Here is a 23,203-nt window from a genome sequence, read left to right on the forward strand (position 1 = left end):
AGAACGGCATACGCGAGGCGCCGCTCACCCGGCCAGGGCGCCCATCGGGTCCCACGGCGTCGGTGGGGCGCGGTCCCGGCCGGACTGCTCGCGCTCGCCTGTTTCGTGAGCATCGCCTCCGGCTTCTTCGACGGCGGCCTGGGAAACACCCGGCTCACGGGCTGGCTCTCGGCATACCAGGTGGTGCTGCTCACCGTCACCGGCGGCGTCGGGGTGTTCGCCGTGCTCCGCGCCCGGCAGCTTCTGGCGCGGGGGCCGGCGAGCCGCTGAGCATCACGGTCGGGCCAGGAGCGCCATGGTGGCCGCCGAGGCGGCGAGCTGGCCCGAGGCCGCGGCCATGACGACCGACGCCATCGGCATCGGGTAGGCGGCGAGGTGGGCCATGTCACCGGCGCAGAAGACCCGCTCGCGGCTCGACCGCGCGAACTCGTCGACCCGCACGCAGCCCGACGGGTTGAGCTCGAGGCCCAGCTGATCGGCGAACGGTGCGGACTGCCGCAGTGCGGGCTTCACAAAGAGGCCTGCCACCTGCTCGTGCACCTGGTCACCGTCCGCGCCCTCGAGCGCCACGCGCACGCCGCCGTCGTGCCGCTCGACCGAGACGACACGCTCGGTCCGTACCACCGGGCCGGGGTGCCATTCGTCGGGGAGGTCCTCGCCGTCCGCGAGGACGACCAGCTCGGACGCGACCGGGCCGAGGAGCGCCGAGAGGTGCGGTGCCACCGCCGCCCCCAGGATGCCGACGCGCTGCCCGCTGAGCTCGTGACCGTGGCAGAACGGGCAGTGCGCGACGAGGTCGCCCCAGAGCTCGTCGAGACCGGGCACCGGCGGCAGCCCGTCCCGCACACCGGTGGCCAGGATGAGCGCATACGCCGTGGCGGTCGAGCCGTCCGCGACGCGAAGGTGGAAGACCCCGTCGACCTGCTCGATCGTGTCGACACGCTCCTCCCGCACAGTCACGGTGTCGTATGCCGTGAGCTGCTTGCGCGCGTGGCCGCGGAACTCCTCCGGCGGGGTGCCGTCGTGCGCGACGACGTTGTGCATGTGGCTGACCGTGGCGTTGCGGTAGGTGCCGTCGTCGAAGAGGACGGCGTCGCGGTGGATGCGGCCGAGGGTCAGGGCTGCCTGGAGGCCGGCCGGGCCTCCTCCGATGATGGCGACGTCGGTGTGCACGTGGTCTCTCCTTGCTGTCGTTGTGCTGCTTCGGGATCCAGCGTGTACCTTCATGTCGACATGAAGGCAAGCGATCGCGAGAAGACCTGGACCGTCGGCGAGCTGGCGGCCCGGTTCGAGCTGCCCACCAACGTCCTGCGGCACTGGGAGAGCCTCGGCCTGCTGACGCCCGAGCGCGACGCGTCGGGCTATCGGCGCTACGGGCACGGCGATGTCGTGCGGGTGGCGGTCATCCTGCGCAACAAGGCTGCCGGCATGACGCTCGAGCAGATCGGTGTGCTCCTCGACGGCGAGGCCGCCGGCCGCCACGAGGTGCTCGAGGCGCACCTGCGCGACCTCGACGAGCGGGCGAGGTCCATCGAGCGGTCGCGCGAGATGACGGAGCACGCGCTGCGGTGCCGCGCACACGACATCGTCGCCTGTCCACGCTTCTCCCAGCACGTCGCCGACCTCACGGAGGGCCGCACCGCGACGGCACGGGTCACCGACTGGGAGTAGGCGGGAGCAGGCCGGAGCAGGCCGGAGCAGGCGGGGTCTGGCGCGGTCACCACGCGGGTCCGCCTTACGTCGAGAGCGAAGGGTCCTTGGCCGGCGCGCGTCGCTCGGGTGAGGATCGGGGCATGAGACTTCTCGTGCTCGGAGGCACCCACCACGTCGGCCGCGCGTTCGTCGAGACCGCCCTCGCCCGCGGCGACGAGGTGACGACGGTGACCCGCGGCGTCAGCGGCGTGCCCGTCGATGGAGCCGAGGCCCGGCACGCCAACCGGCTCGACCCCGACGCGATGCGGCAGGTGCTCGGCGACGACGAGTGGGACGCCGTCGTCGACACGTGGTCGGACGCGCCGGTCGCCGTGCAGACGTCGGCCCGGCTGCTCAGCGGCCGCACCCCGCACTACACGTACATCTCGTCGCGCTCGGTGTACTCGTGGCCGCTCGAGCCGGACTCCGACGAGAGCGCCCCCGTGGTCGAGGGCGACCCGTCGTCGACCGACGGTGGCGACTACGCGGCCGCGAAGCGTGGCGGCGAGCTCGCGGTCCTCGACGAGTTCGACGGCGACGTCGCGCTGGCGCGGGCCGGGCTCATCCTCGGGCCCTACGAGAACGTGGGCCGGATGCCGTTCTGGCTCAACCGGATCGCCTCAGGTGGCCGGGTGCCGGCGCCAGGCCCGTACGACCGGCCGTTGCAGTACATCGACTGCCGCGACATCGCCGGCTGGGTGCTCGGGTCGCGGCCGGTCGGCACGTTCAACACGGTCAGCGAGGCCGGGCACACGACGATGGGCGCGCTGCTCGACGAGGTGCACGCGGTCACGGGCAGCGACGCCGAGCTGGTCTGGGTCGAGCCGTCGACCGTCGAGGCCGCCGAGGTGTCGCCGTGGACCGAGCTGCCGATCTGGGTGCCGCCGACGGGTGAGTACATCGGGCTGCACTCGTGCGACGTGTCCGCCGCGTACGCGTCTGGGCTGCGGCCGCGGCCGATGCCCGAGACGGTGGCCGACACCTGGGCCTGGCTCCAGCGCGAGGGTGTGCCGGAGCCGCGTACGGGACGAGCCGGTGGACCGATGGACGCCGCGGCCGAGGAGCGCCTGCTCGCCATCCACGACGCGACGACGTGATGCAGGCTGCCCACACGACCTCACCCGACCGTCGAGTGGGCAGTTTCCACCCGTGACGTCCCGTCGAGACGGCCGGCCGACCTCGGACGGCGCCGGTCAGCGCCCGCGGTTGCGGCGGCGTACGTCCTTGGGCGGCTTGCCCGACGCGTACGAGCGGTCGGGCACGACGACGTAGCCCTGACGGAGGGCCTCACGGCCGACCAGCATCCGGAAACCCATGCGGTGACGTCTGCTCAACGTCACCTCGGCGGGAACGGTGCGGCCGCCGAGCGTGAGGTCGATGCGCACGACGATGCGGCGCTGCACGTGGCCCGTCGAGGAGCGCACCTTGCGACGGTCGTGGATGGGGCACTCGATCCTCCGCGCGTCCTCGGAGGAGTCCTGCCACGGGTGGACGGTGAAACGCACCCACGGCTCGCCGTCGCGGTCGAACTCCTCGACGTCCTCGGCATGCAGCGTGGACGTGCGGGCTCCGGTGTCGATCTTGGCCTTGACCCACGGCAACCCCATCCCGGGCAGGGCGACCCACTCCCTCCATCCCACGGGAGTGCTTGAATAGGCCGGCCCAGACACCCGCCCATCTTGGCAGGACCCCGGATGAAACTCGCGATCCTCTCTTGCGCGCCGCGTGCCTACTCGACGCAGCGCCTGCGCACCGCCGCCCTCGACCGTGGCCACGAGGTGCGGGTGCTCAACACGCTGCGCTTCGCCATCGACCTGACGGGGCCGGAGCCCGATCTCCAGTTCCGCGGCCGGCCGCTCTCCGACTACGACGCCGTGCTGCCGCGCATCGGCAGCTCGATCACGTACTTCGGCACCGCGGTCGTGCGCCAGTTCGAGCAGATGGACGTGTACACGCCGAACACCGCGAACGGCATCTCGAACGCCCGCGACAAGCTCCGCGCCACGCAGATCCTCTCGCGCCACAACATCGGTATGCCGGCGACGACCTTCGTGCGCAACCGCGCCGACGTGATCCCGGCCATCAAGCGAGTCGGCGGCGCGCCGGTCGTCATCAAGCTGCTCGAGGGCACGCAGGGCATCGGCGTCATCCTCGCGCCGGAGATCAAGATCGCCGAGGCGATCATCGAGACGCTGCACAGCACGAAGCAGAACGTCCTGATCCAGAGCTTCGTCACCGAGAGCCGTGGCCGCGACATCCGCGCCCTCGTCGTCGGCGACCGGGTCGTCGCCGCGATGCGTCGGCGCGCCAACGGTGACGAGTTCCGGTCGAACGTGCACCGGGGCGGCACCGTCGAGCCGGTCGAGCTGCCGCCCGACTACGAGCAGGCCGCCGTGCGGTCGGCGCAGATCATGGGTCTGCGCGTCGCCGGGGTCGACATGCTCGAGGGCAACGACGGGCCGCTCGTCATGGAGGTCAACTCCTCCCCCGGCCTCGAGGGCATCGAGGCCGCTACGAACCTCGATGTGGCCGGCGCGATCGTCGACCACATCGCGGGCCAGGTTGCCTTCCCGGAGATCGATGTGCGCCAGCGCCTCACTGTCTCGACGGGATACGGCGTGGCAGAGCTCGTCGTGCACGCGGGTGCCGACCTCGTGGGCCAGACGATCGGCGAGTCGGGCCTGGAGGAGCGCGACATCCAGGTGCTGACGTTGCACCGGGGCCCGTCAGTGATCCCCAACCCGCGTCGTCGGGTCGTCCTCGAACCCGAGGACCGCCTGCTGTGCTTCGGCCGACTCGAGGAGATGCGCTCGATGGTCCCCGAGCGCCGGCGCCGCCGCGCCAAGGTGCGCAAGCTCCCGAAGGAGCCGATCCACACCGTCGCCTGAACCGCGCGCCACCTCCGGCGCCGACGCGAGACCGTTGCCCGGTTCCGTGCCGGTGCCGGTGGTGGCAAGGATCAGCTGGCGAGTTGCTGCTCCTGGCGAGCAGTCACGCCTTGTCGTGAACCGTGATCGCGTATCCGTCCGGGTCCCGGAACGTGAACGTCGCACCGAACGGACCATCCATCGGCGGTTGCACGATCTCGACATCGGCGGCCACGAGGCGCTCGTGCAGCCCACGCGCATCGTCCGTGTGCAGCCACACCCCGACGCCCGCGCCGAGCACGGGCATGCCATCCAGGTCGACGCCCGGGAGCGGCTTGCGGACGGCGAAGGCAATCGGGGAGGTCGTGAAGACCACCGCCTGCGGGTTCGGCGCGGGCGCCCGGGTCAGCCCGAGCCGTTCCTCGTAGAACGCCGCAGACGCCTCGAGGTCGCGAACCTGGAGGGAGATGAAGTCGGGTCCGGTGACGGTCATGATGCTCTCCTTGCTGCTCAATTGAGTGTCAGTGTCCTGACACCTTCGAGTGTATGTCAGGATACTGACATGGGCTCACGCGGGTCGGACGCGACCGAGATCGGCTACCTCATCAAGCAGGCGCAGGCGGTGCTCAACGCCCGCATGGGCGAGGCGCTGCGACCGCTCGACCTGACCGTGCCCCAGTACGCGTGCCTCGAGCAGCTGAGGCGGCAGCCGGGGATCACGAGCTCAGAGCTCGCGCGGCGCGCGTTCGTCACTCGGCAGTCGATGAACGTCGTGCTTCACGGCCTCGCGGAGCGCGGACTGGTGACGCGGTCGGAGCAGCCAGGCCCGCGCAAGCAGATCTTCGCCGAGCTGACCGACGCCGCGGGGGACCTCGTCGACCGCGCCAATGAGCGCGTCGCCCGGGTCACCACACGTATGACGCAGCCACTGGACGAGGCGGGCCGCGCCGCCCTGATCAGTGCGCTCGCGACGTGCCGTGACGCGCTCGGAACACCCCTCGGCGATGGACGCGCCGAGGAGAAGACAGACGACTGAGCGCGATGGGCCGTGTGAGGGCCTTCCCCGCCCCGTGCATTCGGGCTCCTCGCCCGAACTAGGGACCAAGACGTCGGCCGGCCTGGCAGTGTCTGCCTTCACAGACATCAGGCCGGCAACGCCGCGCACAGACATAGATCTGGTCGACCTATCGGGGTGTCAACACACAGAACTCGTTGCCGTCGGGATCGGCCATGACGACCCAGCTGACCTGGCCCTGGCCGATGTCGACCCGGGTCGCCCCCAAGGAGACCAGGCGGTCGACCTCCGCCAGCTGGTCACCGTCGGCGGGTGGAGCGATGTCGAGATGCAGCCGGTTCTTGCCGGTCTTCGGCGCGACTGGCGGACCGCCCCACGTGATCTTCGGACCACCGTCCGGTGAGCGGATCGCCGTCTCCTGGTCCTGGTCCCAGACCAGCGGCCAGCCCAGCGCTTCGCTCCAGAAGTACCCGACCTCCTGCGAACCGTCGGACGAGAGCGCTCCGATGAAGCCGCATTCGGCCAGGAAGCTGTTGCCCGGCTCGATGACGCAGAACTCGTTGCCTTCGGGGTCGGCGAGCACCACGTGGCCCTCTTCCGGGCGCTGCCCGACGTCGATGTGCCGGGCGCCCAGCTCGAGCGACCTCGCGACCGTCTGCCGCTGGTCCTCGAGGGACGTGCTCGTCAGGTCGAAGTGCATCTGGTTCCGGCCGACCTTCTCCTGCGTGGTCGGGAGGAACCGCATCCGGAACCCGGTGTCGTCGTTCGGCAGGAGCGCGATGCCGTCGCCCGGATGATCGGCCGGCTCCCAGCCCAGGACGCCGGCCCAGAAGCGGGCCAGACGAGGCGGGTCGTTCGCGTCGACGCAGAGAGCGAAGAGGTGCGCGGTCATCGCGTTCGTCACCGCCGTCGGGCGATGGTCAACCCGTCGAACGCCGTCAGCACGACTGCTTCGACGCGATCGTCGGCGGCCACCAGGTCGTTGAACGCGCGCAGGGCGTCGGTGTCCGCTTCGGTCCCGTCGGCGTCGGTGATCCTGCCGCTCCACAGCACGTTGTCGGCCAGCAGCAGACCGCCCGCGCGAACCCTGGGCACGAGCTCCTCCCAGTACGCCCCGTACCCGGGCTTGTCGGCATCGATGAAGACGAGGTCGATCTCGGCTCGCTCGGGAAGCGAACGCAACGTGTCGAGCGCCGGGGCGATGCGCAGCTCGATCCGGTCAGCGACACCGGCCTCGGCCCAGGCCCGCCGTGCGATCGCGGTCCATTCCTCGCTGAGGTCGCAGCACAGCAGCGAGCCGCCGTCGACCAGGCCACGAGCGATGCACAGGCTCGAGTAGCCGGTGAACGTCCCCACCTCCACTGCCCGGCGAGCGCCGACCAGCCGGGCGAGCATGGTGAGCAGCTGCCCCTGGTCGTCGCCGATCTGCATCTCGGCGACGTCACCCAGCGCCGCGGTCTCGGACTGAAGCCCACGCACCACCGCGTCGGGGCGCCAGCTGCCGTGGTCGACTGCGTACGAGCGGACCGCGTCGGTCACCAGAAAGTTGCGCACCCTGCGACGCTACGTCGCTCGTCCACCGATCCGCTGCCGTTTTTCGGCCGCGGGCACGGCCAGACCACCGGTCGGCGGCGACTACGAGTGACGGGCGGTCTCCTCCGGCGCGGGGGTGGAGGCAGCCCAGGAGGCCAGGAGCGCGAGCGCATCCGCCGAGCGTGACGCAGGTTCGGCCGCATAGATGGTGAGGGTGAGCCCCGGCTCGGACACCATCTCGACGCTCTCGTAGGCCAGCTCGAGGTCACCGACGGCGGCGTGGTGGAAGTGCTTGGTGCCCGCACCGTGAAGGCGGACGTCGTGGCCGCTCCAGCGTCGTCGGAACTCCTCGCTGCGGGTGGAGAGCTCGCCGACCAGGTCGTGCAGACGGCGGTCGTGGGGGTCGCGGCCAGCCTCCGTGCGCAGGATGGAGACGCAGGTGTCCGCAGCCGTCGCCCAGTGGGGGTAGAAGCGGTGCGAGTCCTCGTCGAGGAACGTGTACCGGGCGAAGTTCGGCACCGGACCCTGCGCTCGCTCGTAGAGGGAGGCGTGCATGGCCCGGCCGAGCTCATTGGTGGCCAGCAGGTCCATGCGACCGTTGCGCACGATGGCCGGGCCGGCGGTGATGGCATCGAGCACCCATTGCAGCGATGCCGGGGCCGTCCAGGCCGGCAGCCTGGAACGGCGTGGGCGGATCAGGGCGTCGGACCCGTCGGCCGCCTGGGCGAGGTTGAACAGATGGGTGCGCTCGGCGTCGTCGAGACGCAGCGCGCGAGCGATGGCGTCGAGCACCGACGCGCTCACCCCGGCGAGCGCACCACGTTCGAGCCTGGAGTAGTACTCGATGCTGACCCCGGCCAGAGCGGCGACCTCGCCGCGACGCAGCCCGGGGACGCGGCGGCGGCCCACGTCGGGGAGGCCGACGTCGCGAGGGGTCACTTTCGCGCGGCGCGTGGTGAGGAACTCGCGGACCTCGGCGTGGTTGTCCATGCCAACACGGTAGGACGCGGCGAGCGTGTGAGGGATGCCCTGTCGGTACACCTCTCGACAGTGACTTCCTCGCCTCTTCCTGGTGCGGTCACATGGGCGGGACAGGGCATCCAGAAGCCATCACGAGCCAGACGAAAGGACGTCATGTCCGTCGACCAGGCGCCGACCACCACCTCCGTGCCGGCAACCCACCTGGCCAGAACGGCGGCCACCGCCGCGGCCGGCGCAGCGACGACAGCGACGACAGCGACGACCACCGGCACAGCGAGGCGAGGCGCGCCGCTCACGAGGGCCGTCCTGGGGACCGTCGTGCTCGTCAGCACCATCGCCCCGCTCGCCACCGACCTCTACGTCCCGGCGTTCCCCCGTGTCGGCGACGACCTGGACGCCGGCGCGACGCAGGTCCAGCTCACGCTGACGACGTTCTTCGTCGGCATGGCCCTCGGCCAGCTCATCGGTGGTCCCGTCTCTGACGCGCGCGGCCGGCGCCGTCCCCTGCTGCTGGCTCTGGCCGGCCTGACAGTCGCGTCCGTGGCGTGCGCCTTCAGCCCGTCGATCGAGCTCATGATGGCGGCTCGCTTCGTGCAGGGCCTCGCCGGAGGCTGGGCGATGGTCACGGCCCGCGCGGTGGTCATCGACCTGGCCGACGGCCCCCGGCTCGTCCGGAGCCTCAACCTCATCGCCGGCGTGGGGGGCATCGCTCCGATCGTCGGGCCCCTCGTGGGTGCCGTGATCCTGCAGCTGACGCAGTGGCGGGTCTCGTTCTGGGCCGTTGCCGCGCTCGGTGCGGCTATGCTCACCATGGCCGCCGTCTGGGTGCCGGAGTCCCTGCCCGAGGAACGCCGCCACGGCGGAGGGCTCGCGGTGCTCGGCCGGGCGACTCGGCAGGTGATCACCAACCGACGGTTCGTCGGCTACCTGGTCGTCGTGGCGCTGTCCATGGGGGTCACCTTCGCCTACGTGGCGACGTCGGCGTTCGTCCTGCAGGGGATGAACGGACTCTCTCCGATGACCTACTCGCTCGACTTCGCCGCCAATGCAGTGGGACTGACGCTAGCCACCTTGACCGCCGCCCGGCTGGCGGGACGCGTAGACACGCGGAGCGTGATCACGGCCGGACTAGTCGCCACCGGCTGCGCCGGGCTCCTCCTGCTCGGTGGCGCCGTGTGGTGGGGTACTCCGCTGCCCGTGGCGGTCATCGGCTTCCTCGTGCTCATGAGTGCCCAGGGGCTCGTCGGCCCGAACGCCGGAGCCCTGGCCTCCGACGCGGTGCCCGACCACCCCGGCACCGGATCCGCCCTGCTCGGGTTCTTCCAGTGGTGCGCGGCCGGGGTCGTGGCCCCCATCGCGGGTCTCGGCGGGGAAGGCACGGCGGTGCCCATGGCAGTCATCGTCATCACCCTGACCGCTGCATCCCTGGCCGCCCTGCTCCTCCTGCCGCGCCGTCGAAACGCCGGCTGACCTGCTGGCGCGCCACCACCGGCCTTGCCCTTCACGATCATCGAGAGGAACCCCGCCATGCATGCCCGTACGCGTCGAGGGCCCCCTGCGCCTCGCGCGGCGATGTGCGCGGTCCTCGCCACGGCAGTGGCCGTGGACCCTGATCCTGAACTACTTCCACGGAACCGAGCGCATCGCATACCCACCGCGTCCTCTGGAGACGACCGACGCACCAACGGGCATGGCCCCGACGGCGGGAGACATCGCGTACTTCGCCCCGTGGGGCAACGTCGCCATGTACTACGCAGACGCCGCGGACGACGCCGGCCTCGTCCCACTCGGACGACTGGACCCCCGGGCCGCCGACGCGCTCGCCGGCCTGGACGAGAACGCCACCGTCATCATCAGGCTCGCCTAGCCGCAGGGACGGCCGATGGCGCTCAGCGTCGGTGGATGGTCCGGCCACGAGACGGCGTAGGTGCCCGGGCGGCCCCGGCAGAGCCTCGAGTAGCGGAGCAGCTCGCGCACGATCCCGGCATTGCCCATCGCCCATCCGGGTCGGGGCTCGAGATCCGGAGGTGTCGCGCGGTGCTCGTAGTTGGACCAGCGTGCACCGAACTGGTCCACGGTGGCTCGAGCGGCGAGGTCGTCCACCAGGACGTCGGCGAAGTCGAAGGTGTCGCCGTTCTCCACGATGCGGTCACAGGCCAATGCGAGTACGCCGGCGGTCCCGCAGCACCGTCCGTTGTTGTCCCAGAAGCCGGGCCGAACGCGGTGTGGCAGGCCGGACGCGGTGACGGTGTGCCAGCACCGGTCGGCGAGTCCGCTCCAGGACTCCTGCCCGGTGACCTCGCCGAGCAGCCGGAACACCTGGGCGTCACCTGCCGGCCCGTTGCACCAGCCGAGGCTGTAGCGCTCGATGAGCTCCGGACGGTGGGGCGGGTCGGAGTGGGGCACCAGGAAGCCGTCGGGGCCGGCCTCGTCACGACCGACGACGTCGTCGGCTCCCTCGATCGCCAGCTCCACCAGATCGGGCCTTCCCGCGGCGCGCCCGACGGCGGCCAGGGCGTAGACGATGCCGAGGGTCCCGTGGGCGATGTGATGCGAGCGCGGCGGGGTGGGCCGCACCGGCCAGTTCACGCCGTGGGCCGTCTTGGTCGCGGTCGACCGATATGGCGTGACGGCGTCGACGGCCAGCTCCACGTCACCCACCATCAGGGCGCCCAACCCGACGCCGGCGTTGCCGGCGAAGAGCTCGAACATCGTGCTCCAGCGCCCGCCCTCGGAACGCTCACGCACTCGGTGAAGAGCCCGTCGAGCCGCCGCCTCCCGGCCTAGAGCGTGCAGCGTGAACGCGGTCCCGGTCAGTCCGAAGTACAGCGAGCAGTTCTCCTCCTCGTCGACGATGGCGGAGAGGGAGTCGCATCCCAGCTCGAGCGCGTCGTCATAGCCGGCGTCGTCGACCTGGGCGCGCGCATCTTCGAGAGCCAGGAGGATGCCCGCTCGACCGTGGTACAGCGAAGGGTCCTCCCAGTCCTTCCCGGGAGTCCTCAGCATCCAGTCGACAGCGGAACGGGCAAGGTCTTCGGCCGCATCGGCTCGACGGCTACGACCACCGGGCTCCATGTCTGGACCGTATCCCGTTGCTGCTCGGACCAAGAGGGCTCGGAGAGGAAGACGGCCGCGCGTGTCCACGCCCCCGCGTTCAGCGGGCGAAACAGGCCTTGATGCTCCGCTCTCCCAGCCGGCCGATGAAGCTTCCTGCGGGCTGGGACGCGGGCTGAACAGTGAGCGGGTCGACGTTGCTGTCGAGCATCCAGTAGTAGATGCCCCTGCCCTCCACCTCGTGGACCGCTTGGCAAGCCGCGGCGAACCAGTTGCCCTGGATCTCCTCCTTGATGACGCGGCCTTGGGATCCCCAGTCCCAAGGGATCTCGTACATCCCGCTCAGAGCGGGAATGCCCACCTCCTGGACCACGAGCCGCTCACGGACTTCGGCGGGCTGGCCCTCGATCGCGCGACGCAGTCCATCCGCGAGCTGGGCAACGGTCGCGTCATCCCCCAGCTTGATCGGGAAGTAGAGATCCAGGCCGAAGACGTCGATGTGGGAGGCCTTGACCAGGCCAGCGTCCCAGTTGAACGCATAGCTGAGCTGCCCGGGGAAGCCCTTGCGGGCGCGCGCCTCGAGCTTTGCCCACTCCCGGGCCTCGTCCTTCAATGACGTGAGCTCGGCGGCGAGCACGAACTCGTCGGCATCGGTGCCGAAATAGGCACTGATGGTGTCGGCGTAGCTGTCGAACCAGGCCGCGGTGTCGACGGGCCGGATGCTGCCGCGCCACTCGCCCTTGGTCGCCGCAATGTTCTTCTCGTCGATGATCGGGCGCAGCATGACGCGCAGCCCGCGCTCATGCGCCTGTTCGACGATGCCCTTGACCCGCTGAGGAGATGGCGTCTCGGCTCCACCCTCGACCCTCGTCGGTCGCGCACCATCGGTGTAGATCGGGAAAGAGAGGCCGATGCTGTTGGCGCCCAACGAGACCACGTAGTCGAGGATGCCAACCGTGTGGTCGGGCTCGCGGGTGGCTGCGACCTCGTGCAGGTAGACCTGAATGCCGTTCTGCCACTTGAGGGCCGACACCCGCCGCGTCTCAGGCACGCTGGCACCGGAAGGGACTTCCCGGGTCGGCGCTTCGGTGGTCGTGGGGCTGGACGCACCCGGGCTGGGAGCGCTCGACGCGCCGGTTGACGGGTGGTCGGCGGTGGGACCGTCACTGGCCGCGGCACCGTAGATCTGTTGCATGGGAGCGGACTGGGTGAGGAGTCGGAAGCCGACGAGCAGCGCCCCCACGACGAGGGCGATGACGAGGAACGCTCGTCCACCGACAGGTCTGCGTGGGCGCCGGTCGTGCGCCTTCATCGTGCTGCCCGCCTCCCGCCGCTGCCGTCATGGGTCTTTGCGATGACGTGGAAGAGCTCTCCGCTCTGCAGACCGAGCCGGTCCTTGACGAAGTCGGCAAGGCCCAGGAGCGCAGCCCAGCCCTCGATGAGGGTGAACCACGGGATGAGGACCAGCCCGATCCAGTGCCGACAGGTGACGCGAGGCAGCCCTGATGCGTGGACGTTGGCTCGCAGGCCCTCGATGTACATCCAGACCACCACGCTCATGTTGAAGGCCCACAGCAGGACCAGCTCACGAGTGAGTGGCGAGGTGTTGGGATTGCCCACGAGGTATGCCGTCGCGACCACCGTGACGACGTGCTGGAAGGGACCCATGAACCACGCGAGCATCGCGTAGGCAAGCATCAGGCGGGCCCGGCGCGGGAGAGCGCGGTTGCAGGCGACGTGGAGCAGCCCCCGAGCCCAGCGTTGCCGCTGTGCGACAAGGTCGCGCAGGCTCTCGGGACTGCTGCCGTAGCAACGCGCCGGGAACCACGTCGAGCGTTTGCACGGCATACCACCGAAGGTCAGCGCGAAGTTCGCGTCCTCGGTGATCGAGAGGTTGCGACCGTAGTCCCAACCGATCTCGGCCTCGGTCGACGCGCGCACGAGCAGCAGCTCACCGTGCGCACCGATGAAGGGGCTGCCGCTGTCGGTGCTCAGGTGGAACAGCGACAGGTCGCTGCCGGGACGGATGGAGTCAGCGAGCCACGGCCAGAACCGGGAGGCGTACTGGCGTGGGTACGTGAGGACTCCCTGCGCCAGGTCGGCGCTGTGTCGTAGGCCCCAGGGGTTGCCGTGGATGACCCAGGCGATGGCGGGCGGCGTGTCGGGCCCGATGCCGGTGTCGTCGTCCATGTGCAGCACCCAGACGTCGGGTCGCGCCTCTGCCTCGGCGATCCGCAGCTCATTCATCCACTGGTTCGCTCGTGCCTTGCGCTCCGTACCGTTGGCCGTGCGGTAGGCGGTCGGCACGTAGAGGATCCTGACGTTCTCGGAGGCCAACGCCTCGAGCTCTGCCTTGGCCGGCGAGGACTCCTCCGCCACGACATCCAGGCGCCATTCGCGGTACCAGTCCGGCATCTCGCGTTCGAAGGACTCGACGACCCGCGTCAGCGCCGGGATCACGTCATACCGGCCGATGGTCGGGAGCTGAACGATGACGAGCTCGTCGACGGGCGGCGGCTCGGCGCGGTCTCGCGACGCGCGCATCCGGCGCGCGGCGAGGTGAGCACCCCACGCGATGAGCGCCGTGATCCCGATCGGCAATGACCAGACGACGGACGCGTAGAGCCCCACGAGGACGCCCAGCTCACCCCGTTGTGGGAAGTAGAGCGCCAGCTCGACCGCCAGCACCACGACCAGCAGCAACGCCAGCACCATCGGCCGAGGCGCCGCGAGCGGTTGCGGGTAGAAGCCCATGCCACGCGGTCTGCTTCGCTGGAGCAGGCCTGTCGGGCCCTCGTGCCCACTCGTCAGATTCCGACTCGCTTGTCCCATGGGGTGGCTCATCTCTCGACGGAGCCCCCGAATCTGCAGCTGGCACCTATCCGCCGCGGCGTGCGCGCGACCTTGACTCCATCGACCCGTTGTCCTGACGGCCATCACCGACCGTCACTAAAGAAGAGGCCTTCGTGGGACCGGCATGACGCGGGCAGCCACGCCGACGCGGAGATGTGCTCCCTTTGCACTACTTCGTCGCGATTCTCCGCCTATCGAATGAAATCGCCTGCAGCACAGGCGGTCCCACTACCCTCGGCCATCGGCGAGACAAGAGGCGCGGTCTCCCCGTGCGCCATCGGGCGGGAGCGCGCGGAAGGCGGGGTCGGTCCGGAGGGTCTCTGCCCATGCCCTGGTCGTAGATGCGCCAAGCGCCGTTGGGGCCGAGTCGATCCAGCAGGAAGCTCCACTTGTGGAGTCCGTCGGGCAGCGAGGGATCACTGCCCTGGGTCGTCAGGTCCACCCAGCCGCGTTCGATCCGCGGTCCAGCACCCGACTCAGTGGCCTTGTTCTCCTGCGTCGTCTCGGTCACTCTCAGCGCGGTGATGTCGACGGTGCCGCACCAGCTTCGCGCAAGGCCTCCTACGAGGGCATCGGCGGTGTCGCAGTCACCGGCGTGGACGGCACCAGCGTACGAGTGGACGACCTGCTCGGGGGTGGCACCGTCAGGCGGCATCGGGACCCGCTCAGAGGAGCAGCCCGCCGAAGTCAGGGTGAGGGCGCAGACCAACGACCGCAGGAGAGATGGGCTTTGTGGGGTACCGACGACGCTCACGTGGTGACCTTCACACAGAAGACTGTGGTGGTGCATCGCGACAGGCGGCTCAGGAGTCGAACACCGACCAGCAGATGTCGTTTCGCAACCGCTGGTCGTCAAGGACGAGATCGCGAATCGCCTCCGGGAGCTGGTCGCGCTGCCACTGACACTCGCGTCGCCCGGCCGCCTCACTCTCGCCGTTCGGCACTGCAGCACGTGCGGCCTTGATCGCATAGGCGGCAGCGCCGAGCTCATGGGCAGCGACGTGCGCGACACACGCGGCCTGGCCGGCGGCATACGCGGCAAACCGTGCGGCTCCGCGCAGGTCTCTGGCGGCGCCCATGGCATGGCCACCCGCCGCCCGGGCCTGCATCATCTTGACCTCGCCACGCACCCAGGCGCGAGCCTGCTCGATTGCCTCCCGCGGTCGAGGATCCCGTGGCTGTGCCGTCTCGAAGAGGTGGACGACATGCTCGGCGCAGGACGCGGCCCAGAGGGCGAGGAGCTGGTGGTCCGCATCCGTGAGAGTCCCGCCCCGGCGGATCGTGATGAAGCGAGGGTCTCGGACCTCGGGAAGGATCACGGCTCGCACTCCTCTCAGCCGACGACTCGCGCCCATTGACAATGGCCACCATCGCCGAATCTGGACCACCTGTCGAACGCTGCCGGCACTCCGATGACGGCGACGCCGGCGGGTTCCGCGCACCGATGCGTGATCAGGGACCCGCCGGGTAGTTCAGCCAAGCGAGCAGCTGACTGTGCAGCACCGCATTCGAGTACAGGCCGCCCCCCTGATCGCTCGCACGGCCACCGGTGCGATCAGTGAAGAGTCCGCCGGCTTCCTCGACGAGGAGCACCCACGGCGCGTGGTCCCAGGTGTAGTACCGCTCGGCCAAGAAGGCGTCGACCTCGCCGCGGACGAGCTCGACCAGCGGCAGCGGGCTCTGCGGTGCGTGAGCCGCGCTCCGTGGGAGACGTTCTCTGGACTCGTCGTCCAGAGCATCGAGAACGGCATCACCGAGCGTCGGCGTCGTGCTGACCTTCAGGCGCCGCGTCTGGCTCTCCTCACGTGGCCAGGACGACTCGAAGGAACCGCCGCCTCGGGTGGCCCACCAACAGCGCCGCAGCGCGGGAGAGGTGACCACCGCGACCTCGGTGACCCCCTGACTCTGCAGGGCAACGTGGATTCGCCAGTTCGGATCACCCCGGCTGAAGAAGCCCGTGCCATCGATCGGGTCGAGGATCCAGACCCTATCGGACTGACCGACCTGACCGAGTTCCTCGCCGAGGAACGCATCTTCGGGGCGGGCCTCCGACAACGTCTCCCGGAGCAAGCGCTCGACGGCCCGGTCGGCTTCGGTGACCGGTGTGCCGTCGGCCTTCAGGGTTGGGGTGACGCCGGAGTCGAAGTGAGCGAGAGCGAGCTCTGCCGCCAGGTCCGAGGTGTCGAACGCAAGCTGAAGGTCATCACCGCAGTCCATCGCTGCTGACGCTAGCAGCCCAGCCAAGCCAGCCCCTCACGTCCCGATGATGGCGGTTCCAGACAGGATGCAGGCATGGACATGAAGTTGGAACTGGTGATCGTCCCGGTCGAAGACATCGATCGGGCCAAGGCCTTCTACAGGGACCGGCTCGGGTTTGTCGAGGACCTCGACGTGCAACCGATGGACGGGGTGCGGGTCGTCCAGCTGACACCACCAGGATCAGCCTGCTCGATCGGCATGGGCGCCGGACTGCCGGTCTACGAGGAGATGGAGCCCGGTTCGGTTCGCGGGCTGCATCTCGTGGTCCGCGACATCGAGGAGGCTCGTGCCGAGCTGCTCGATCACGGGGTCGACATCGGCGACGTGCAGGACGTCGGCGGGGGCGTCCGTTATGCGGGGTTCAGCGACCCCGACGGCAATACCTTGACGTTGCAGGAGATGGCTTGGCGCACGGGTGACGCTTTCTGATCGGCGCGACCGACACGGAACGACTAAAAGGCAACCTCCGACCATCGGCGTGCGCGGAAGGCGACTTCCCATCAGCACCAGGCGCGCTCGTACGCATTGAGCAGGACGTGTCGGGTGGTGCTGTCCACGTCGAGATCGGAGGTGTCCAGCCACCAGCCGCGCGACCCGAAACCTTGCCACATTGTTGCCCGTAGCTGCGCGTGGCCGTCGAAGGCGAACTGCTCCTGCAGAGGACGCTCGAGGTCGCGCGCTATGCACGTGGCGGCGCCGGGATCGAGGACGATGAGCCGCAGCCGGGCTCCCAGCGCGGTCCGGAAGACCTGCAGCTGAGCGGCATCGGGGACCACCCAGTCGATGACGGGCGTGAAGCCGGCCGTCATGAAGTTCGCGGCGAGGGAGCAGATGTTGTCGTTGCACAGAGCCACCTGACGGGCGGCCTCAGCCGGCGGGTCCCCAAGCGGCCAGACATAGCCCCCGACAACGAGTCGCGCGACGAAGTCTCCGCTGATCACGGCAGACCGCGACAACGACCCGGCGACGCTGGTCGTCACGGTGGTCTTGCCGGCGCCGGGTGCGCCGGTGATGAGGAGGCAGACCCGGCCACCGTCGAGCGGGCTCGGCGTCTGTTCGGCGTGCGTCATGTCCCTGGCTGTTCGTCGCCGGCGGGACGGAAAGCCCAGCGCAGAGCGTCGGGAAGCAGGACACCGCCGTGGTTCGGGCTGTGGCCGCCGTCGCCCAGAACGAGTCTGAAGTCGTAGTCGGAGTTGAACTGGCTCGCCAACAACCTGCGCGTGGGCAGCTCAACCGGTTCTTCCGACGCGATGCCGGGTGGGCGCTCGGAGTCGGGTCCATGCTCGTAGCGCAGGTTGGACTGATCGATCGGCAACGGCCGATACGCGACGTTCTCCACGGTCGCGAACCTAGGCAGGCCACCCTCGAACACGCCACCGCTTTACATCCCGACGTCACTCACGGGCACGACTGCTCGACCGCAAGGCCGAACGTCCGCCCTGGGTCAATCCATCCCCGCAGGTGGGCGAAGAAGACCGGCGCACCGGCTGGGGCTCACCCGCTGAGCCGGGGGCACCGCGCGGTCTGGCGAAGAGTTGAACGAGCGTCGCCGTCCTCCACGCGACGAAGCGGATGTTCAGGAGCACTGGCTGACGGTGGCTGGTGGCACGGTTCGGGGATGCGTTCCGAACCCCTCGTGCGAATGCCCCCTTCTCTGGCGCCCGGCGCCACCATCGCCCTCGTGTCACCAGCGAGCTGGTCGGAGCCGGCACAGATCGAGGAGACCGCGGCGATCATCGAGTCGTGGGGCTTCCGGCCACTGCTCGGCGCGCACGTCCACGACCGGCTCGGCTACCTCGCGGGCTCAGACGAGGACCGGCTCGCGGATCTGAACGATGCGATCCGTGACCCGACGGTCCGGGCCATCGTGTGTCTGCGTGGCGGATGCGGCAGCTTCCGCCTGCTGCGCGGGATCGACGGTGATGGCCTGGAGCTGGATCCCAAGCCACTGGTCGGGTACAGCGACATCACGGCGCTCCATCGGGTCTGGCACCAGCACGGTGTGCCATCGCTGCACGGGGCAGTGGCGGGCGCGCACCAGCGAGTCGTCAGGGACGCGCTCGCCGGCGGCATACCGGCTGCGGTGACGAGCGACATCCGGCAGTTCGGGGCTGAGCTCACCACCCGGGGCCGTGCGAGCGGGCCGCTCTTCGGTGGCAACCTCGAGATGCTCGCGCGCAGTGTGGGCGTCCTCGACTTCGACCTGCGCGGTCACGTCCTGCTGCTCGAGATCAACAGGTCTGCGGGTCTGGGCCACGTCGACCGCGCACTGACGCAGCTGACCATGGCGGGAGCGCTGGACGGCGTCGTCGGGGTGGCGCTCGGGTGGCTCTCCGGCTTCGAGGACTACGAGGACCGTGGTTGGACGGTCATCGACGTCCTACGCGACCGTCTCGGTGAACTGGGGGTGCCGGTCCTCGCAGGCCTGCCATTCGGACACGATCCCAACCCTTTGGTCGCCCCGCTCGGAGTCTCGTGCGCCATCGATGCGGACACCGGCCTGGCCACCTTCTCTGCAGCCGTGAAGTGAGAGTGAGCGACGGACGGCCTTCATGAGCAAGGAGCGCACATGGGCATGCGAGTGCGTGGTGTCATGGCTCGAGGGTGGCTGCGTCTCGACGACAACCCGATCAGCCGATCAGCCGATCAGAAGTTGTTGGCCATGTTGGTGAAGCGGCTGAAGTGGCCCTGGAAGGCAACCACGATCGTGTCGGTGGGGCCGTTTCGGTGCTTGGCCACGATGAGATCGGCCTCGCCCTCGCGGGGCGAGTCCTTCTCGTAGGCGGCCTCACGGTGAAGGAGCACCACCATGTCTGCGTCCTGCTCGATGGAGTTGTGGACCGCGACACCGTTTGCGATGAAGTTGTGCGTGCCGAGCACGGTCGCGTCGAAGACCTCCTCGACGCCGTCGGGCTCGATGGACACCACGCTGTCCCACAGCACGTCGTTCACGGCGTACAGCTCCAGCTCGGCGCTGTCGAGCACCGCAGCCACCTGGGCCAGACGCTCTCGCGAGGGCGCGTGGCGGTAGAACGCAGAGCCGTTGTAGTGCACGCCCATGGCGGCCTGGAACGCCCTGGTCGTCATGCCCTGCTCCGACATGACGTCTCGGACGGCGTCCCAGATGCCGACGGGAACCGTGTCGACATTGGTGTTCGACTTGGTCTCGCGGACGATCTCGAGCAGGCGCTCAGCCTGGACGCCCCGATCGCCGTGCACGCCGATCTCCTGGAGGAAACGGCGCTGGCTGTCGCTGCCCGAGATGTCGAGCGTGTAGCCGGCGCGGTAGCCGGACTTGCGGACGCTCCGGACGCGGGTCGAGATGCCGAACCGGAGCAGCAATCGGGACAGGTCGTCGACGAGTCGGCGTGAGGTCGAGGCGTAGTAGATGCGCCCACCCCGGCCGTTGTTGTTGACGGTGACGGAGCCGTCTGTGGACCAGATGTGCTTGAGGAACAAGGCGATCTGGCGCTTGGAGACGTGGAACAGCGACGCCGGCACGAACTTCTCGTGACTACGTTTGTCGAAGACTCCGAGACTGTCGAGCCATTCAGCGATGGGGTTGCGCTTGCCGTGGGTGAGCCGGAAGGGCGCACGCAGGCGCAACGTCGTGACCCGTGCGGCGGCGTACTCGTCGCGCACCGCGGCCACACCGAACGTCAGAGCCGCCTTCGTGACCGCTTCGAGGTTGGCCTCGTCGATGCTGGCGTAGCGCAGCGGCTGTCGGGCCAGCATCGACCCGTCGCCCAGCATGTGCGCCAGGAGGATGACCCGAGAGTCCTCCCAGGGCTCGTGGAGCGCGGGTGCAGGGACGTGGCGCGGCACGGCGACACGGTCGCCGGTGCGAAGGTCGCCCAGGGCCGTCCAGCCTTCGTAGGCCAGGAAGGGGTGGTTCTCGGTCGCCCTGATGGCCTTGCCGGAGGCAAGGGTCAGCCGGAACACGGGCTTCGTGCCGGTCGGGAAGACGTGCGTCATGTGCCGCGTCACGTAGCGCAGCTTCTCGTCGAGAGCCCAGACCGGGACGTCCCTGGCACCCTCGGTGTGGAGCTGCCCCAGAGTGACCTCGGAGCCGGTGTCGGCCCGCATGATCCGGGTCTCGGCGGTGAGGCAGCCCGACTCGCGAAGGTCGCTCATCGCCGGCTTCTTGTCCGTGCGCTGCTCGGGACCTCGGTTCAGCTGCGAGATCGCGATGACCGGGACCTCGAGCTCCTTGGCCAGCAGCTTGAGCGCACGTGAGAACTCCGAGACCTCCTGCTGACGTGACTCGACGCGCTTGCCCGAGCTCATGAGCTGGAGGTAGTCGATGACGACGAGCTTGAGGTTCTCGCGCTGCTTGAGCCGGCGGCACTTGGCCCGGATCTCCATGAGCGACATGTTCGGGGAATCGTCAATGAAGAGAGGGGCGTCCGAGACGCGACCCATCGTCGACGCGAGGCGGGTCCAGTCCTCCTCGCGCATCGTGCCCTTGCGCATGTGCTGCAGCTGGATGCCGGCCTCGGCAGAGAGCAGACGCATCGTGATCTCCGTGCGGCTCATCTCGAGCGAGAACACGACGGAGGCCATCTTGTGCTTGATCGCCGCCGACCGCACGATGTCGAGGCCGATCGTCGAGTTGTGCGTCGGGATCATCGACTCGCCAGCGAGATAGAGGTGGTCGTCCGCCGCCACCTCGATGCACCGGACCGGGACCGACTCCACCGGCTCGATGCGGTCGATCTTCCAGACGGTGCTGCTGAGGCCCGAGACGGGTGCACGCCGCTCCACACCGACGACGCTCCCCCGCTCGATGGCGTGCCGAAGGTCCGAAGTTGTGAAAACCGTTACGGCGTCAGCGTCGACGGCCACAGACCACTGGTGCTGCTCGTCCGCGACGAGGACCGATCCGTCGGAGAACGCGACCTCGTAGCAGGGCCGGTCGACCATGACCTCGGTCGCAGCCACGACTCGGGTCGGTCGGCCGTCGGAACCGAGCACGAATTCGCCAGGCTGGACCTCGCCCATCGTCGTCCAGCCGTCGGGCGTTGGGAGTGGAGTATCGAGCGCCAGCGCCTTGCCCATCGCCGGCCTGGCGGCGATCACGATCATCTGGCCCGGGTGCAGACCGTTGGTCAGGGCGTCGAAGTCGGTGAATCCCGTTGGCACTCCTGTCATCTCGCCGGATCGGCCCGACGCGACCTCGATCTCGTCGACCGTGGCCTCGATGATGTCGCCGATGGCGTGGTAGTCCTCGCCGCCGCGTTTGTCGGCTACGGCGTAGACCTCGGCCTGGGCCGCGTTGACGATGTCCTCGACGTCGCCGCCGCCCTGGGCGTAGCCGAGCTGGACGATGCGGGTGCCGGCCTCGACGAGGCGACGCAGGACGGCGCGCTCGGCGACGATCTGCGCGTAGTAGCCGGCGTTGGCGGCGGTCGGGACGGACGCGATGAGCTGGTGGAGGTACGCCTGACCCCCGACGCGGCCGAGGTCGCCGCGCTTCGTCAGCTCGTCACTGACCGTGATGGCGTCGGCGGGCTCGCCGCGACCGTAGAGGTCGAGGATCGCGTCGTAGATGAGCTCATGCGCGGGCCGGTAGAAGTCCGTGCCCTTGAGCTGCTCGACGCAGTCGGCGATCGCGTCCTTGGACAGGAGCATGCCGCCGAGGACGGACTGCTCGGCGCCGACGTCCTGCGGCGGAAGCCGGTCGTCGGGTGGTCCCCCGTCACGCGTCGAGGACGCGAAGGCGCTCGTGCTCAGCTCGTCGAGCGACACGTGCTCCCCTTCCCCTGCGTGCGAATGACATCGGTGCAACTCGGTCGTCACCAGTAGACATCGCGACGGTGACAGTGGCGGCGCCGGGCCTACCCAACCCGGCGGTTCCGCGCTCCCCGAGGAGCACCCGCCAAACCCTATGGCGGGTCCTCCGCAACCACCAACAAGCCCTGTGGACAACCTGTGGGCCGAACGGACCGACACGCCGTCAACAGGTGTGGACAAGGTGTGTGAACAACTGTGCAGCTGTGGCGCCGGTCACACGACTTCGTGCGTGACGACCTGCGTAAACGTGCGTCCACCGGGTGTGGAGGACAACATCCTCAGGCCTGTGTGGTTTTCCACAACCGCTGCGATGGCTCCTCGTGATCCAACCCTGAATCTGCCTTTACCATGCCTTGGGTCGGCGCGTGACCGGTTCGGGCAAACCCGAGGCCGACGCGTCGTAGTAGTCGCGGTTGCGCAAGCCCGTCGCCGCGGCCTCGTCCAGAACGACCGTGGCGTCCGCGTGCCACTGGAGCACCGACCCCGGGCACGAGGCGGAGAGCGGACCCTCGAGCGCCGCCGCGACGGCCTCCGCCTTCGCGGCTCCGGACGCGACGAGCACCAGCCGCCGGGCGTCGAGGACGGTGCCGAGCCCCTGGGTGACGCAATGCGTCGGCACGTCGTCTGGCCCCTCGAAGAAGCGGGCGTTGTCACTCCTGGTCCGTTCGGACAGCCGCTTGACCCGGGTCCGCGACGACAGCGCCGAGCCGGGTTCGTTGAAGCCGAGGTGACCGTTGGCACCGATCCCGAGGATCTGCACGTCGACACCGCCCGCGTCCAGAAGGAGCCTCTCGTACGCCTGCGCCGCGGCCACGAGGGCGGCCTCGTCCCGCCCGGATCCGTCCGGCACGTGCAGGCGGTCCGGCGGCAGCCCGAGCGGCCGGCACACCTCCCGCAGCAGCACCTCCCGGTAGGACTGCGGGTGCCGTTCCGGCAGGCCGACGTACTCGTCGAGGGCGAACCCGCGCGCCGACCGCAGGTCGAGCCGTCCGCTCGTCACAGCGGTCGCGAGCTCGGCGTACAGCCCGAGCGGTGACGAGCCCGTCGCGAGTCCGAGCGCGGGCTCGGCCCGCGCTGCGTCGACGAGACCGGCGATGACGACCTCCGCCGCCCGTCGGGCGACGTCCTCGGGCGTGGGCAGGACCAGAACCTCCAT

Annotated in this window: 24 protein-coding genes; 9 read left to right on the top strand and 15 right to left on the bottom strand. The window is 69.5% G+C overall.

Going from position 1 to position 23,203, the window contains the following annotated elements; genetic code table 11:
• The first annotated feature begins 105 nt into the window (after nt 1-105).
• On the top strand, nt 106-270 hold the full coding sequence (locus tag ACFQU3_RS12085) for a hypothetical protein (protein ID WP_385910057.1): 165 nt from the start codon (nt 106-108) through the stop codon (nt 268-270).
• 3 nt (nt 271-273) lie between these two features.
• On the opposite strand, the gene ACFQU3_RS12090 is transcribed toward ACFQU3_RS12085, so the two are convergent.
• Nucleotides 274-1,173, bottom strand: coding sequence for an NAD(P)/FAD-dependent oxidoreductase (locus ACFQU3_RS12090; RefSeq protein WP_385910059.1), 900 nt, complete (start codon nt 1,171-1,173; stop codon nt 274-276).
• Nucleotides 1,174-1,233: 60 nt separating this feature from the next.
• On the opposite strand from ACFQU3_RS12090, the gene ACFQU3_RS12095 reads away from it, so the two are divergent.
• Nucleotides 1,234-1,671, top strand: coding sequence for a MerR family transcriptional regulator (locus tag ACFQU3_RS12095; protein ID WP_385910061.1), 438 nt, complete (start codon nt 1,234-1,236; stop codon nt 1,669-1,671).
• A gap of 122 nt (nt 1,672-1,793) precedes the next feature.
• Nucleotides 1,794-2,789 (top strand): NAD-dependent epimerase/dehydratase family protein, encoded by a 996-nt coding sequence (locus tag ACFQU3_RS12100; RefSeq protein WP_385910063.1) that lies wholly within the window; start codon nt 1,794-1,796, stop codon nt 2,787-2,789.
• A gap of 96 nt (nt 2,790-2,885) precedes the next feature.
• On the opposite strand, the gene ACFQU3_RS12105 is transcribed toward ACFQU3_RS12100, so the two are convergent.
• A complete protein-coding gene (locus ACFQU3_RS12105) occupies nt 2,886-3,332 on the bottom strand; it encodes an ATP-dependent zinc protease (protein ID WP_385910064.1) in 447 nt (148 codons plus the stop codon).
• A gap of 54 nt (nt 3,333-3,386) precedes the next feature.
• Between ACFQU3_RS12105 and ACFQU3_RS12110 the strand changes: the two genes are divergently transcribed.
• Entirely contained in the window at nt 3,387-4,580 is a 1,194-nt protein-coding gene (locus ACFQU3_RS12110) for a RimK family alpha-L-glutamate ligase (RefSeq protein WP_385910066.1), read from the top strand.
• A gap of 103 nt (nt 4,581-4,683) precedes the next feature.
• Here ACFQU3_RS12110 and ACFQU3_RS12115 read toward each other — a convergent pair whose 3' ends face one another.
• Nucleotides 4,684-5,052: a VOC family protein gene (locus ACFQU3_RS12115; RefSeq protein WP_385910068.1), complete on the bottom strand. Its 369-nt coding sequence runs from the start codon at nt 5,050-5,052 to the stop codon at nt 4,684-4,686.
• Between the two features lie 69 nt (nt 5,053-5,121).
• Between ACFQU3_RS12115 and ACFQU3_RS12120 the strand changes: the two genes are divergently transcribed.
• Nucleotides 5,122-5,595 carry a MarR family winged helix-turn-helix transcriptional regulator gene (locus tag ACFQU3_RS12120; protein WP_385910069.1) on the top strand — a complete coding sequence of 158 codons (474 nt, stop codon included), beginning with the start codon at nt 5,122-5,124 and terminating at the stop codon, nt 5,593-5,595.
• Nucleotides 5,596-5,743: 148 nt separating this feature from the next.
• On the opposite strand, the gene ACFQU3_RS12125 is transcribed toward ACFQU3_RS12120, so the two are convergent.
• The 3 genes from ACFQU3_RS12125 to ACFQU3_RS12135 all read right to left on the bottom strand — a co-directional run bounded on the left by ACFQU3_RS12125 (nt 5,744) and on the right by ACFQU3_RS12135 (nt 8,097).
• Entirely contained in the window at nt 5,744-6,466 is a 723-nt protein-coding gene (locus ACFQU3_RS12125; RefSeq protein ID WP_385910071.1) for a VOC family protein, read from the bottom strand.
• Between the two features lie 8 nt (nt 6,467-6,474).
• Nucleotides 6,475-7,128, bottom strand: coding sequence for an O-methyltransferase (locus tag ACFQU3_RS12130; RefSeq protein WP_385910073.1), 654 nt, complete (start codon nt 7,126-7,128; stop codon nt 6,475-6,477).
• Nucleotides 7,129-7,209: 81 nt separating this feature from the next.
• Nucleotides 7,210-8,097 (bottom strand): helix-turn-helix transcriptional regulator, encoded by an 888-nt coding sequence (locus ACFQU3_RS12135; RefSeq protein WP_385910075.1) that lies wholly within the window; start codon nt 8,095-8,097, stop codon nt 7,210-7,212.
• 144 nt (nt 8,098-8,241) lie between these two features.
• Between ACFQU3_RS12135 and ACFQU3_RS12140 the strand changes: the two genes are divergently transcribed.
• A complete protein-coding gene (locus ACFQU3_RS12140; RefSeq protein WP_385910077.1) occupies nt 8,242-9,558 on the top strand; it encodes a multidrug effflux MFS transporter in 1,317 nt (438 codons plus the stop codon).
• A 61-nt stretch (nt 9,559-9,619) separates the two neighbouring features.
• Nucleotides 9,620-9,955: a cyclophilin-like fold protein gene (locus ACFQU3_RS12145; protein WP_385910078.1), complete on the top strand. Its 336-nt coding sequence runs from the start codon at nt 9,620-9,622 to the stop codon at nt 9,953-9,955.
• Here ACFQU3_RS12145 and ACFQU3_RS12150 read toward each other — a convergent pair.
• From ACFQU3_RS12150 to ACFQU3_RS12170, 5 genes are all read right to left on the bottom strand, one after another.
• Entirely contained in the window at nt 9,952-11,163 is a 1,212-nt protein-coding gene (locus ACFQU3_RS12150; RefSeq protein ID WP_385910080.1) for a lanthionine synthetase LanC family protein, read from the bottom strand. The two genes, ACFQU3_RS12145 and ACFQU3_RS12150, sit on opposite strands and share 4 nt — an antisense overlap.
• A 79-nt stretch (nt 11,164-11,242) precedes the next feature.
• Complete coding sequence (locus ACFQU3_RS12155) at nt 11,243-12,337, bottom strand: hypothetical protein (protein WP_385910082.1); 1,095 nt, start codon at nt 12,335-12,337, stop codon at nt 11,243-11,245.
• 113 nt (nt 12,338-12,450) lie between these two features.
• Nucleotides 12,451-13,896: a glycosyltransferase family 2 protein gene (locus ACFQU3_RS12160; RefSeq protein WP_385910084.1), complete on the bottom strand. Its 1,446-nt coding sequence runs from the start codon at nt 13,894-13,896 to the stop codon at nt 12,451-12,453.
• A 902-nt stretch (nt 13,897-14,798) separates the two neighbouring features.
• A complete protein-coding gene (locus tag ACFQU3_RS12165; protein ID WP_385910085.1) occupies nt 14,799-15,314 on the bottom strand; it encodes a putative immunity protein in 516 nt (171 codons plus the stop codon).
• 133 nt (nt 15,315-15,447) lie between these two features.
• Nucleotides 15,448-16,212: an inositol monophosphatase family protein gene (locus tag ACFQU3_RS12170; RefSeq protein WP_385910087.1), complete on the bottom strand. Its 765-nt coding sequence runs from the start codon at nt 16,210-16,212 to the stop codon at nt 15,448-15,450.
• A 75-nt stretch (nt 16,213-16,287) separates the two neighbouring features.
• On the opposite strand from ACFQU3_RS12170, the gene ACFQU3_RS12175 reads away from it, so the two are divergent.
• Nucleotides 16,288-16,683 carry a VOC family protein gene (locus tag ACFQU3_RS12175; protein ID WP_385910089.1) on the top strand — a complete coding sequence of 132 codons (396 nt, stop codon included), beginning with the start codon at nt 16,288-16,290 and terminating at the stop codon, nt 16,681-16,683.
• 71 nt (nt 16,684-16,754) lie between these two features.
• On the opposite strand, the gene ACFQU3_RS12180 is transcribed toward ACFQU3_RS12175, so the two are convergent.
• Both ACFQU3_RS12180 and ACFQU3_RS12185 read right to left on the bottom strand, forming a co-directional pair.
• On the bottom strand, nt 16,755-17,324 hold the full coding sequence (locus ACFQU3_RS12180) for an AAA family ATPase (RefSeq protein ID WP_385910090.1): 570 nt from the start codon (nt 17,322-17,324) through the stop codon (nt 16,755-16,757).
• On the bottom strand, nt 17,321-17,593 hold the full coding sequence (locus tag ACFQU3_RS12185) for a hypothetical protein (protein WP_385910092.1): 273 nt from the start codon (nt 17,591-17,593) through the stop codon (nt 17,321-17,323). Before ACFQU3_RS12185 ends, ACFQU3_RS12180 begins: the two co-directional genes overlap by 4 nt.
• Nucleotides 17,594-17,872: 279 nt before the next feature.
• Here ACFQU3_RS12185 and ACFQU3_RS12190 point away from each other — a divergent pair, with 279 nt between their 5' ends.
• Nucleotides 17,873-18,784: an LD-carboxypeptidase gene (locus ACFQU3_RS12190; RefSeq protein WP_385910093.1), complete on the top strand. Its 912-nt coding sequence runs from the start codon at nt 17,873-17,875 to the stop codon at nt 18,782-18,784.
• A 116-nt stretch (nt 18,785-18,900) separates the two neighbouring features.
• Here the strand turns inward: ACFQU3_RS12190 and ACFQU3_RS12195 are convergent, their stop codons facing one another.
• Nucleotides 18,901-22,002 (bottom strand): replicative DNA helicase, encoded by a 3,102-nt coding sequence (locus ACFQU3_RS12195; protein WP_385910095.1) that lies wholly within the window; start codon nt 22,000-22,002, stop codon nt 18,901-18,903.
• Between the two features lie 388 nt (nt 22,003-22,390).
• Nucleotides 22,391-23,203: a glucosamine-6-phosphate deaminase gene (locus tag ACFQU3_RS12200; RefSeq protein ID WP_385910097.1), complete on the bottom strand. Its 813-nt coding sequence runs from the start codon at nt 23,201-23,203 to the stop codon at nt 22,391-22,393.

The sequence above is a fragment of the Terrabacter sp. GCM10028922 genome (assembly GCF_042666095.1).
In the GTDB taxonomy this organism is placed as follows: Bacteria; Actinomycetota; Actinomycetes; order Actinomycetales; family Dermatophilaceae; genus Terrabacter.

Bases quoted from the DNA above. Each gene is read 5' to 3' on its own strand.
- ACFQU3_RS12095 (WP_385910061.1), top strand. From the start codon at position 1,234: ATGAAGGCAAGCGATCGCGAGAAGACCTGGACCGTCGGCGAGCTGGCG.
- ACFQU3_RS12100 (WP_385910063.1), top strand. From the start codon at position 1,794: ATGAGACTTCTCGTGCTCGGAGGCACCCACCACGTCGGCCGCGCGTTC.
- ACFQU3_RS12110 (WP_385910066.1), top strand. From the start codon at position 3,387: ATGAAACTCGCGATCCTCTCTTGCGCGCCGCGTGCCTACTCGACGCAG.
- ACFQU3_RS12115 (WP_385910068.1), bottom strand. From the start codon at position 5,052: ATGACCGTCACCGGACCCGACTTCATCTCCCTCCAGGTTCGCGACCTC.
- ACFQU3_RS12120 (WP_385910069.1), top strand. From the start codon at position 5,122: ATGGGCTCACGCGGGTCGGACGCGACCGAGATCGGCTACCTCATCAAG.
- ACFQU3_RS12125 (WP_385910071.1), bottom strand. From the start codon at position 6,466: ATGACCGCGCACCTCTTCGCTCTCTGCGTCGACGCGAACGACCCGCCT.
- ACFQU3_RS12135 (WP_385910075.1), bottom strand. From the start codon at position 8,097: ATGGACAACCACGCCGAGGTCCGCGAGTTCCTCACCACGCGCCGCGCG.
- ACFQU3_RS12140 (WP_385910077.1), top strand. From the start codon at position 8,242: ATGTCCGTCGACCAGGCGCCGACCACCACCTCCGTGCCGGCAACCCAC.
- ACFQU3_RS12145 (WP_385910078.1), top strand. From the start codon at position 9,620: ATGCCCGTACGCGTCGAGGGCCCCCTGCGCCTCGCGCGGCGATGTGCG.
- ACFQU3_RS12150 (WP_385910080.1), bottom strand. From the start codon at position 11,163: ATGGAGCCCGGTGGTCGTAGCCGTCGAGCCGATGCGGCCGAAGACCTT.
- ACFQU3_RS12155 (WP_385910082.1), bottom strand. From the start codon at position 12,337: ATGCAACAGATCTACGGTGCCGCGGCCAGTGACGGTCCCACCGCCGAC.
- ACFQU3_RS12160 (WP_385910084.1), bottom strand. From the start codon at position 13,896: ATGGGCTTCTACCCGCAACCGCTCGCGGCGCCTCGGCCGATGGTGCTG.
- ACFQU3_RS12170 (WP_385910087.1), bottom strand. From the start codon at position 16,212: ATGGACTGCGGTGATGACCTTCAGCTTGCGTTCGACACCTCGGACCTG.
- ACFQU3_RS12175 (WP_385910089.1), top strand. From the start codon at position 16,288: ATGGACATGAAGTTGGAACTGGTGATCGTCCCGGTCGAAGACATCGAT.
- ACFQU3_RS12180 (WP_385910090.1), bottom strand. From the start codon at position 17,324: ATGACGCACGCCGAACAGACGCCGAGCCCGCTCGACGGTGGCCGGGTC.
- ACFQU3_RS12190 (WP_385910093.1), top strand. From the start codon at position 17,873: ATGCGTTCCGAACCCCTCGTGCGAATGCCCCCTTCTCTGGCGCCCGGC.
- ACFQU3_RS12200 (WP_385910097.1), bottom strand. From the start codon at position 23,203: ATGGAGGTTCTGGTCCTGCCCACGCCCGAGGACGTCGCCCGACGGGCG.